We start from the raw sequence: 11,652 nt of genomic DNA, 5'->3' as shown, positions 1-11,652 counted from the left end.
CGTTCGGTGGTGTCAAGCACTCCGGTTACGGTCATGAGTTGATTGACCTGGGTATCAAGGAGTTCGTGAACCAGAAGGTCGTTGTCGTCACGGACATTGACGGTTCGTTCTGACCCGGTTGACGTGACCGCCCCGGTGGGGGCGGGCACCCCGGCCCCGTGCCCTGTCCGCAGGGACACGGGGCCGACCCGTACCCTGACCTGCACGCGCAGGGGCGGCGGAGGGTGGCGTCCTCCATGAAAGATCTCTCATTCTCGTTTCATCCCCGGTTCACGGACGGAACTGACCATGGGGTTGTCGGGATGTTCGGTGTCCCGGCCCCTGAAATGGTCGACGACGAATGTGAGCAAGCGATGACCCCGCACACGAACGGTCCGACTTCCGCCGGGAACACCTCCGGAACCGTGGCACCGGTACCTGCACCGGTACCTGCCCCGGCACCAGACCCCGATCCGGCCACCGTGCCTTTCCCGGTCCCCCCGACCACAGAGTCCCCTGTGACCACCCCGCCGGCAGGGTCCACGGCGTCCCCGTCACGGTCGTGGGTGACCGTCACGGTGGGGGCTGTCGTCGCGGCCGGGATCCCCGCCGCCTGGTTTCTCCCGCTGCCGGAGGAGACCGGAGGGGACGCCAGACTCACCCTGGTGGTGTTCGCAGCCGCGGTGTGGCTGTGGATCTTCTCGTCGGTGCCCGACACACTCGTGGCCCTCGCCGCAGCATGTGTCCTGGTGGTCGCCGGTGTCATCGAGGCGGACGCCCTGTTCTCACCACTGGGCGACAGCACCATCTGGCTGCTCATCGGAGCATTCATCGTCGCCTCCGCGGTATCGGCCACCGGCCTGGCGGACAGGGCCGCGCACCTCCTGTGCGACGCAGTGGCGTCCCCCCGGGTGCTGGTGCACCTGCTCACTCTGGCGGCGGTGACCACCGCATTCATCATTCCGGCCACCAGTGGCCGGGCAGCCCTCGTCCTTCCCGTGTTCCTCGTCGTCGCCCGCGCCCTCCCACGGTGGCTGAGCCGGGTGCTGGCAGTGGTCCTGCCCGGTGTCGTGCTGTTCTCCGCGGTGGCGTCCCTGATCGGGGCGGGCGCCCACCTCATCACGGTCCAGATTCTCACCGTCGGCGGGCAGGACGGGATCTCCTTCACCCGGTGGCTCACCCTCGGGCTTCCCTTTGCACTGGTCACCTCCCACCTCGCAGCGGAGATCACCCTCCAGTGCCTCTCCACACCGGGACAGCGCAGACAGCAGCTGGACCTCAGTTTTCCGGACAGTCGGCCCCTGTCCGCGCCGGAGACCAGGGTCCTGGTCCTGCTCACCGTCATTGTGGTCCTGTGGTTCACCGAGGGACTCCACGGAATTCCGCCGGCACTCGTTGCGGTCCTCGGTGCCGTGCTCGCGGCGTCCCCTGTGATCGGCACGGTCAACCTCGGGGACGCGGTGAAGGACGTCCCGTGGTCCCTGCTGATCTTCATGGCCGCGACCGTGGCCCTGAGCACCGCCCTGACGGAGTCCGGGGCAGTGCGGGCACTCACCGGGGGAGTCTTCGACGGACTGCACACCACCGGCTTCATCCTCGTGGTCATCGTCGTGTCCGCACTGGCCCATCTGGTCGTCCAGTCCCGCTCGGCACGGTCAGCGGTGCTGGTGCCTCTCGTCGTCGCCCTGGCCCCGGCCGCCGGAGTGAACCCCGTCGCCGCGGCGTTCATCTCCACGGCCGCCGCCGGCTACTGCCACACGATGACCTCGTCGGCGAAGCCGCTGACCATCTTCCGGGGCGACGACGCCGGGCACGAGGCCGGTGACACTCCACGTTTCACGGCGTCCGACCTGCTGCTCGTCTCTGCGTTCCTGTTCCCGATGTTCCTGAGCGTCACCGTCATCTTCGCCTTCGTGGTCTGGCCCGCGCTCGGCCTCTCCCTCACCCTCTGAGCCCCTTCCCTTTCCCCTGCCCCTTTTCCCGCCCCGGTCTGTTGCACCGGTACCCCTGTCAGGAGCTGTCCCATGACCATCTATCTGCCCGAACGTGTCCTCGTCTGCCCCTCCGGCTTCAAGGAGTCCCTGTCCGCCGTCGACGTCGCGGACGCCATCGCCGCCGGTGTCCTCAGAACCCTGCCGGGGGTTCGGGTCGATACCTTCCCCGTCCCCGACGGAGGCGAGGGAACCGTGGAGATCCTCAGCCGGAGTGCAGGAACGACCGTGCACACCGCGACCGTGACCGGCCCGACGGGCGAGCCCGTGACCGCCCGGTGGCTCGAGTACCGTGACCGGTCCACCGCCGTCATCGAGATGGCGCAGGCCGCCGGGCTGCGGCTCGTGCCCTCAGACCGGAGAGACCCCGGACGCACCACCAGTCGTGGAGTCGGTGAACTCATCGGGACGGTGCTCGACCGGGGCATCCGGGAGATCATCGTGGGATGCGGGGATTCCGGAACGTGCGACGGCGGGGCAGGGGCCCTGAGCGCCCTGGGTGCACGAATCCTCGACGAGAAGGGGCGGGAACTCCCCGACGGTGGACTCATGCTCAGCCGGGCCACGGAGATCGACACCAGCGGACTGCGCCCGGAACTCGCCGACTGCCGGCTGACCCTCGCGTGCAACCTGCACAACGTCCTCACCGGGGACAACGGGGTCGCAGCGGTCTTCGGGCCGCAGAAAGGGGCCACCAGGAAACAGGTCAGGCACCTCGGCAAGGCGATGCGCCGGTGGGCCGACCTGCTGCAGCGGACCTTCGGTCCGGACGTGGACCTGCGCCGCGCAGCGGGCACGGGAGCCTCGGGCGGACTCGGTGCCGCCGTGATGGCGCTGGGAGGCAGAGCGGGCAACCGCTTCGAGGTGCTGCTCGAGGAGCTGCCGTCAGAGGCGGGCCTGGACTCGCTGATCAGTGCAGCGGACCTCGTCATCACCGCGGAAGGGGCGATCGACTTCCAGACACCGAAAGGCAAGGTCCCCGCGGAGATCGCCCGGAGGGCCCGGGCGACCGGTGTGCCGGTGTTCGCGCTGGCAGGGTCTCTGGGCGAGGGGGCCCCGGACGTCCACGACATGGGTATCGGTGCCCTGCAGTCGATCATGACCGTGCCCATGGCTCTCGAGGACGCCATACGTAACGGCCGGGACCTGCTCACGGAAGCAGCGGCGCGGGCGACCCGGATGCTGCTGCTCGGATGTGTCGTGTCCGGGCGCAGGGAAGCTGAAGTGAGAAACAGCTACGCCGGTGCCGTCGCAGTCGGCGCAGGTGACGGTCCTGCGGATTTTTCATCCTGACTTCATGTTGGTCGTCGACAATGGTGCACGACGACCGGCGTGCCCGAGACAACAGGAGGACCGGACAATGACCACAGTGAGACGATTCCTTCCACTGGCAGGACTGCTTTCCGTGCTGTTCCTCGTCGCCGTGCTGGGGACAGCCCTGGCCGACAACGGGGCTCCTCCGGACGTGGACTCCGAACCTGCCAGAGTCACCGGTCCGGGGACGGGGGGAGAGAAGGAACAGGACAGGGAGGGGGACGCCGCGACCGGGAGCGGGGCGTCCTCCCCGGCGTCCTCCCCGGGGTCCTCTCCGGCGGCTTCCCCGGGTCAGGGCGCACCCGGGAGTGCCGTGACCGCAGAGCCCCCGGCGTCCGGTGCCGGCGCGGTCCCCGCGGATCCCGGCGCAGCAGACCCCCGTGACCTGCCCCTGAACTACCGGCCGTACGTCCCGGGCGGCACCGGCGGCACCACCTCCGGTGATGACTGGGACGACGGCTGGGACGACGGCGACGACGGCGACGGTGGGGACGATGACTGGGACGACGGTGGTGACGACTAGCCGGAACTGACGTGTCCCTTTTCACGCGGATGACCGCTTCCCTGAGGTGGCAGATCGTCCTGACCATGTCCACTGTCGTGCTGATCACCGTGGCAAGCGTCGTCGTGGTGACGAGATCGGTGTCACTGGCGCAGGTCAGCGACCGTGCGAACGCCGCAGTCGAGCAGGAGCTTGAGGAATTCAGGAGATTCGTCGCCCAGGGCACCGACCCGGTGACCGCCGCCCCCTTCTCGTCGTCGCGGAGGCTGACCGAGGTCTACCTGTCCCGGCAGATACCGGACGAGGATGAACTCATGGTCGGCCTGCTCGACGGCAATCTTGTCCAGGCGGACCGCAGCCGCCTGAAAAGTGCGCACCCGGAACCTCTGGATCCGTCGGAACCGTTGGCAGGCGAGATGCTCTCATCGGAGGAGTCCTCCGGGATCTTCGACGATCCGGGCCGGGGGACCGCCCACTGGGGCCGTCTGACGTTCACGACCGGTGGCGACCGCCAGTCCGGTCAGTTCGCTGTGGTCATGTTCACCAGGGAGGACGAGGCTGCGGTGTCGTCGCAGGTCCGCATGATGGCGGTGGCGGGGGCGGGTGGCGTCCTCGTGGCCACTCTTCTCGCACTGCTGGTCGCGGGGAGGATCATCGCGCCACTGCGCCGACTGCAGGAGGTGTCGTCGTCGATCTCGAACTCGGACCTGTCCCGGCGGGTGCCGGTCGACGGCCCACGGGAGATCTCCCGGCTGGCCGAGACCTTCAACGCCATGCTGGACAGGTTGGAGACCGTGGTGAACGACCAGCGGGCCTTCGTCGATGACGCCGGCCATGAACTGAGGACGCCGCTGACCGTGGTCCGTGGTCAACTGGAACTTCTGGAGACCGGTGACGCGGAGTCCCGGGCAAGGTCGGTCGAGCTGGCCACCACGGAGCTCGACCGGATGACACGGATGGTCAATGACCTGCTGACCCTGGCAGTCGCCGACTCCGGTACCTTCCTCCACCCGGCACCGGTGGACGTCGCCGAACTGACGATCGACATCGAAGACAAGGCACGGACCATCAGCGACCGGGCCCTGCTCGTGGACGCCGCGGAAGGTGTCGTCGACCTGGATGAGCAGCGGGTCACCGAGGCAATGCTGGAACTGTTCGGCAACGCGGTGCGGTACAGCGGGGACACCGTCGAGATCGGCTCGGAGTTCCGGGGCGAGGGAGCGGACCGGGTTCTGCGGATATGGGTGCGGGACCGGGGCCCGGGCCTGACCCCGGAGGCCCAGGAATCCATGTTCCGCCGTTTCTCCCGTGGTGACGGACCTTCGCGGGCATCGACGCGTTCGAGGGGTGCGGGCCTGGGCCTGTCGATCGTGAAATCCATCGCCGAAGGACACGGTGGAAGGGCGTTCGTGGAGTCCACGGTGGGACTCGGGTCCATATTCGGCCTGCAGATCCCCGCGCCGGAAACCCGGGGACGGGCGGGGGAGAGTGAAGAGCAGGAGGCGCCGGGCACTACGGTGGCCGGTCCAGACGGTGGGCCAGACAGTGGTCCACACAGTGGTCCGGACAGGGAGAAGAGACGGTGACGAGAATACTGGTGGCCGAGGACGATGCCGGGATCGCCGACTTCATCGTGAGAGGATTCAGGCTGGAGGGCTACCTCTGTGAGGTGGCCGACGACGGGTCCGAGGCGTTCATCCGCGGACACAGCGGAGAATTCGACATGATGATCCTCGATCTGGGGCTTCCCGGGATGGACGGCACGGACATCCTCGAACAGCTCAGAATCCTGCGGGTGACAATGCCGATCATCGTGCTGACCGCCCGCACCGGGCTCGATGACAGGGTGCGGGCACTGGAGGGTGGAGCCGACGACTACATGGCGAAGCCCTTCCAGTTCGCAGAACTGCTGGCCCGCGTGAAACTCCGGCTCGGTGGTGCGGGGAGAACGTCGGAGGGGATGGACGCCGCGACCGTGGTCCTGCGCCGTGGCGGACTGGAGCTCGACCCGAGAACGCAGAAGGTCCGGGTCGGCGGAGACCCACGTAACCTCTCGCGCCGGGAATCCGACCTGCTCGAGGCGTTGATGCGGCACCCGGGCCAGATACTCAGCAGGGCACAGCTGCTGAGCATGGTCTGGGAGATGGACTTCGATCCGGGATCGAATGTGGTGGACGTCTATGTGCGGGCGTTGCGCAGGAAAATCGGCGGGGACCGGATCGAGACGGTCCGGGGGGTGGGCTACCGGTTGGTGTGAGCTGGGGATGTGAATGCTGAGATTCCGGCTGACGGGAATACTGCCGTCGGTGTGGGAACGGTGATGGAGTGGGGTTGACCTGCGGGTTTGTGGTGGTGTGGTGGGGTGTGTAGATTATGTCGGGTCGCTGCGGCCGGCTGGGGGTTGTTTTCCTGGGTTGTGGTTCGTGGTGTGCGGTTGTTGTTTGAGAACTCAATAGTGTGATGAACCAAGTTTTTACAAGTCGCAGATGATGCAGACGGTTCGGATGGTCCCGGCAAGTGGGTGACTGCTTGTTAAATATGGATCTTTTGTTTTCTGTCTGTTGGTTTTTGTGACCTGCGTGCGGTCCCGGTCCCCCGACCGGGGTTGTGCGTGGATGTCCGGTTTTTGTGCCGGATGTCAGCAGTTCAGTTTTTTGTTGTGCCGGTGACGGCTCTTTGTAGGGTTTGTTGCTTTTATGGAGAGTTTGATCCTGGCTCAGGACGAACGCTGGCGGCGTGCTTAACACATGCAAGTCGAACGGAAAGGCCCTGCTTGCAGGGTACTCGAGTGGCGAACGGGTGAGTAACACGTGGGTGATCTGCCCTGCACTTCGGGATAAGCCTGGGAAACTGGGTCTAATACCGGATAGGACCATCGTTTAGTGTCGGTGGTGGAAAGTTTTTTCGGTGTGGGATGAGCTCGCGGCCTATCAGCTTGTTGGTGGGGTAATGGCCTACCAAGGCGTCGACGGGTAGCCGGCCTGAGAGGGTGGACGGCCACATTGGGACTGAGACACGGCCCAGACTCCTACGGGAGGCAGCAGTGGGGAATATTGCACAATGGGCGCAAGCCTGATGCAGCGACGCCGCGTGGGGGATGACGGCCTTCGGGTTGTAAACTCCTTTCAACCATGACGAAGCTTTCGGGTGACGGTAGTGGTAGAAGAAGCACCGGCTAACTACGTGCCAGCAGCCGCGGTAATACGTAGGGTGCGAGCGTTGTCCGGAATTACTGGGCGTAAAGAGCTCGTAGGTGGTTTGTCGCGTCGTCTGTGAAATTCCGGGGCTTAACTCCGGGCGTGCAGGCGATACGGGCATAACTTGAGTGCTGTAGGGGAGACTGGAATTCCTGGTGTAGCGGTGAAATGCGCAGATATCAGGAGGAACACCGATGGCGAAGGCAGGTCTCTGGGCAGTAACTGACGCTGAGGAGCGAAAGCATGGGTAGCGAACAGGATTAGATACCCTGGTAGTCCATGCCGTAAACGGTGGGCGCTAGGTGTGGGGGTCTTCCACGACTTCTGTGCCGTAGCTAACGCATTAAGCGCCCCGCCTGGGGAGTACGGCCGCAAGGCTAAAACTCAAAGGAATTGACGGGGGCCCGCACAAGCGGCGGAGCATGTGGATTAATTCGATGCAACGCGAAGAACCTTACCTGGGCTTGACATACGCCGGATCGCCGCAGAGATGTGGTTTCCCTTGTGGCCGGTGTACAGGTGGTGCATGGTTGTCGTCAGCTCGTGTCGTGAGATGTTGGGTTAAGTCCCGCAACGAGCGCAACCCTTGTCTTGTGTTGCCAGCACGTTATGGTGGGGACTCGCGAGAGACTGCCGGGGTTAACTCGGAGGAAGGTGGGGATGACGTCAAATCATCATGCCCCTTATGTCCAGGGCTTCACACATGCTACAATGGTCGGTACAGTGGGTTGCGATGCCGTGAGGTGGAGCTAATCCCTTAAAGCCGGTCTCAGTTCGGATTGGAGTCTGCAACTCGACTCCATGAAGTCGGAGTCGCTAGTAATCGCAGATCAGCAACGCTGCGGTGAATACGTTCCCGGGCCTTGTACACACCGCCCGTCACGTCATGAAAGTTGGTAACACCCGAAGCCGGTGGCCCAAACTCGTTAGGGAGCCGTCGAAGGTGGGATCGGCGATTGGGACGAAGTCGTAACAAGGTAGCCGTACCGGAAGGTGCGGCTGGATCACCTCCTTTCTAAGGAGTTTTTTGGTTTGTTTCCGCGTGTCCGGTTGTCGGGTGCGTGTGAGTGTTTTTTCCGGGTGGATGATTGTCCGGTGTGTGTCGTGTGTGGCTTGTGGGTTGCCGTTGGTGGTGGCCGGGTTTGGTTTGTCATGGTGTTGGGTGTCTGGGACAGCGACGTTGTCGTGTGTTCTTGGTGCGGGTGTCTTGTGTGCTGGTCGTGGTGTTGTGCTGCGGGTGGTGTGTGGGGTGCCTGGTGTTGTTTGAGAACTGTATAGTGGACGCGAGTATCTTCTTTTGATGCAATTTTGCGTGTGTCGTTTTGTGCGGCGCAGTTGTGTGTGAAGTGTGTGAAGGGCGTACGGTGGATGCCTTGGTACAGTGGGCCGATGAAGGACGTGGGAGACTGCGATATGCCTCGGGGAGTTGTCAACTGAGCGTTGATCCGAGGGTGTCCGAATGGGGAAACCCGGCCGTGGTTGTGTGCGGTCACCTGCCGGTGAATGTATAGCCGGTGTGGAGGTTACGCGGGGAAGTGAAACATCTCAGTACCCGTAGGAGAAGAAAACAATAGTGATTCCGTGAGTAGTGGCGAGCGAAAGCGGATGGTGGCTAAACCGGTGTGCGTGTGATACCTGTCAGGGGTTGCGTGTGCTGGGGTTGTGGGGTCTTGTGTGACTGGTCTGACAGCTGGTCGCCCGGGTTGCGTGTGCTAGCGGAAGTGGTTTGGAATGGCCTGCCGTAGACGGTGAGAGTCCGGTACGTGAAAGCATGTGTGGTCGGGTTGCGAGTGTCCCCGAGTAGCAGCGGGCTCGTGGAATCTGCTGTGAATCTGCCGGGACCACCCGGTAAGCCTGAATACCCGTTGTGACCGATAGCGGATAGTACCGTGAGGGAATGGTGAAAAGTACCCCGGGAGGGGAGTGAAATAGTACCTGAAACCGTGCGCCTACAATCCGTCAGAGCCTTTCGGGGTGATGGCGTGCCTTTTGAAGAATGAGCCTGCGAGTCAGCGGCACGTCGCGAGGTTAACCCGTGTGGGGTAGTCGTAGCGAAAGCGAATACTAACGAGTGTGTTGTAGTGGCGTGTCCTGGACCCGAAGCGGGGGGATCTACCCATGGCCAGTGTGAAGCGACGGTAAGACGTCGTGGAGGCGCGAACCCACTTAGGTTGAAAACTGAGGGGATGAGTTGTGGGTAGGGGTGAAAGGCCAATCAAACTCCGTGATAGCTGGTTCTCCCCGAAATGCATTTAGGTGCAGCGTCGTGTGTTTCTTGCCGGAGGTAGAGCTACTGGTTGGTTTAGCGGGACTATCATCTTAGCGACATCAGCCAAACTCCGAATGCCGGTAAGTGAGAGCGCGGCAGTGAGACTGCGGGGGATAAGCTTCGTGGTCGAGAGGGAAACAGCCCAGATCGCCGGCTAAGGCCCCTAAGGGTGTACTAAGTGGAAAAGGATGTGGGATCGCGAAGACAGCCAGGAGGTTGGCTTAGAAGCAGCCATCCTTGAAAGAGTGCGTAATAGCTCACTGGTCGAGTGGTCCTGCGCCGACAATGTAGTGGGGCTCAAGTACACCGCCGAAGCCGCGGAACTCTGCACGTGTGTGCGGGGTTGGTAGGGGAGCGTCGTGTGGCCGGTGAAGGTGCGGGGTGACCCAGTGCTGGAGGCTATGCGAGTGAGAATGCAGGCATGAGTAGCGAATGATGAGTGGGAAACTCATCCGCCGGATGACCAAGGGTTCCTGGGTCAAGTTGATCTTCCCAGGGTGAGTCGGGGCCTAAGGCGAGGCCGACAGGCGTAGTCGATGGATAACGGGTTGATATTCCCGTACCCGTGTGTGTGCGATCATGGTGAATCGGTGATACTAACTGCCCTGAAGCTGTCAGGTCACGTCTTTGGCGTGGTGTGGTGGTGGATGCGTGGGACCTGAGCCGGTAGTAGTCAAGTGATGGGGTGACGCAGGAAGGTAGCCGAGCCACTTAGTGGATTGTGGTGTAAGCGTGTGGCCCGAGTCCCAGGTAAATCCGGGGCTTGTGTGGGTGAGGCGTGATGCGTACCCGTTTGCGGGGATGTCGGTGATCCTATGCTGTCGAGAAAAGCCTCTAGCGAGTGCATGTACGGCCCGTACCCCAAACCGACACAGGTGGTCAGGTAGAGAATACTAAGGCGATCGGGTGAACTGTGGTTAAGGAACTCGGCAAAATGCCCCCGTAACTTCGGGAGAAGGGGGGCCCGTGCTGGTGGCAGGACCTAGCGTTCTGGAGCTGGTGTGGGTCGCAGAGAATAGAGGGAAGCGACTGTTTACTAAAAACACAGGTCCGTGCGAAGACGGTAAGTCGATGTATACGGACTGACGCCTGCCCGGTGCTGGAAGGTTAAGAGGACCTGTTAGGGCTTTTGTCCGAAGCGGAGAATTTAAGCCCCAGTAAACGGCGGTGGTAACTATAACCATCCTAAGGTAGCGAAATTCCTTGTCGGGTAAGTTCCGACCTGCACGAATGGCGTAACGACTTCCCTGCTGTCTCAACCACAGGCCCGGCGAAATTGCAGTACGAGTAAAGATGCTCGTTACGCGCGGCAGGACGAAAAGACCCCGGGACCTTCACTATAGCTTGGTATTGGTGTTCGGTTCGGTTTGTGTAGGATAGGTGGGAGACTGTGAAGTGGCCACGCCAGTGGTTGTGGAGTCGTTGTTGAAATACCACTCTGATCGTATTGGATGTCTGAACCTCGGCCCATGATCTGGGTTAGGGACAGTGCCTGGTGGGTAGTTTAACTGGGGCGGTTGCCTCCCAAAGTGTAACGGAGGCGCCCAAAGGTTCCCTCAGCCTGGTTGGCAATCAGGTGTTGAGTGTAAGTGCACAAGGGAGCTTGACTGTGAGACTGACAGGTCGAGCAGGGACGAAAGTCGGGACTAGTGATCCGGCACCGGCTTGTGGAAGCGGTGTCGCTCAACGGATAAAAGGTACCCCGGGGATAACAGGCTGATCTTCCCCAAGAGTCCATATCGACGGGATGGTTTGGCACCTCGATGTCGGCTCGTCGCATCCTGGGGCTGGAGTTGGTCCCAAGGGTTGGGCTGTTCGCCCATTAAAGCGGCACGCGAGCTGGGTTTAGAACGTCGTGAGACAGTTCGGTCTCTATCCGCCGCGCGCGTTGAAACTTGAGAAAGGCTGACCCTAGTACGAGAGGACCGGGTTGGACATACCTCTGGTGGGCCAGTTGTCACGCCCGTGGCATGGCTGGTTGGCTACGTATGGGAGGGATAACCGCTGAAAGCATCTAAGCGGGAAGCCTGTTTCGAGATGAGGTTTCGTGTGAGGTTCCCTGTAGACGACGGGGTTGATAGGCCGGATCTGGACAGTGTGTGAGCGCTGGAGGTGACCGGTACTAATTGACCGAGTGCTTCACTTCTGATTGTGTGCGTGTGTTGTGTTGTTGTGAGGGTTGTTGCGTCCACTGTGCAGTGTCTGGAACGGCACCGTGTGCCCGGCCCCCTGGTGTTGTGGGGGGTGTGTGGCGTGTGTTGTTTCGTTGTGTTTGTCGGTGGTTTCAGCGGTGGGGTCACGCCCGGTCCCTTTCCGAACCCGGAAGCTAAGCCTGCCTGCGCCGATGGTACTGCACCTGGGAGGGTGTGGGAGAGTAGGTCACTGCCTGCATCATTCTTT

Annotated in this window: 5 protein-coding genes and 3 rRNA genes; all 8 read left to right on the top strand. The window is 62.5% G+C overall.

From position 1 onward, the window contains the following. Positions 1-497: 497 nt before the first annotated feature. Positions 498-1,931: an SLC13 family permease gene (locus tag BN3906_RS13260; RefSeq protein ID WP_227871116.1), complete on the top strand. Its 1,434-nt coding sequence runs from the start codon at positions 498-500 to the stop codon at positions 1,929-1,931. A 72-nt stretch (positions 1,932-2,003) separates the two neighbouring features. Then, positions 2,004-3,263, top strand: a complete 1,260-nt coding sequence (locus BN3906_RS13255) for a glycerate kinase (protein ID WP_066589336.1) — start codon at positions 2,004-2,006, stop codon at positions 3,261-3,263. Positions 3,264-3,330: 67 nt separating this feature from the next. Continuing rightward, positions 3,331-3,807: a hypothetical protein gene (locus BN3906_RS13250; protein WP_066589334.1), complete on the top strand. Its 477-nt coding sequence runs from the start codon at positions 3,331-3,333 to the stop codon at positions 3,805-3,807. 11 nt (positions 3,808-3,818) lie between these two features. Beyond that, positions 3,819-5,372 (top strand): sensor histidine kinase, encoded by a 1,554-nt coding sequence (locus BN3906_RS13245; RefSeq protein ID WP_066589332.1) that lies wholly within the window; start codon positions 3,819-3,821, stop codon positions 5,370-5,372. Continuing rightward, positions 5,369-6,043 (top strand): response regulator transcription factor, encoded by a 675-nt coding sequence (locus BN3906_RS13240; protein WP_066589330.1) that lies wholly within the window; start codon positions 5,369-5,371, stop codon positions 6,041-6,043. Before BN3906_RS13245 ends, BN3906_RS13240 begins: the two co-directional genes overlap by 4 nt. Before the next feature lie 436 nt (positions 6,044-6,479). Further along, positions 6,480-7,998, top strand: a 16S ribosomal RNA gene (locus BN3906_RS13235). A gap of 325 nt (positions 7,999-8,323) precedes the next feature. Beyond that, positions 8,324-11,398 (top strand): 23S ribosomal RNA (locus BN3906_RS13230). A gap of 128 nt (positions 11,399-11,526) precedes the next feature. Beyond that, positions 11,527-11,643, top strand: a 5S ribosomal RNA gene (gene rrf, locus BN3906_RS13225). The 16S, 23S and 5S rRNA genes sit together here, the layout of an rRNA operon. The last annotated feature ends 9 nt before the right edge of the window (positions 11,644-11,652 follow it).

It is taken from the genome of Corynebacterium provencense, from assembly GCA_900049755.1.
Taxonomy (GTDB): domain Bacteria; phylum Actinomycetota; class Actinomycetes; order Mycobacteriales; family Mycobacteriaceae; genus Corynebacterium; species Corynebacterium neomassiliense.
This window is presented reverse-complemented; position numbering and strand designations above follow the sequence as displayed.

Excerpts from the sequence above, each read along its gene's own strand:
- BN3906_RS13255 (WP_066589336.1), top strand. The coding sequence starts at position 2,004 with ATGACCATCTATCTGCCCGAACGTGTCCTCGTCTGCCCCTCCGGCTTC.
- BN3906_RS13250 (WP_066589334.1), top strand. The coding sequence starts at position 3,331 with ATGACCACAGTGAGACGATTCCTTCCACTGGCAGGACTGCTTTCCGTG.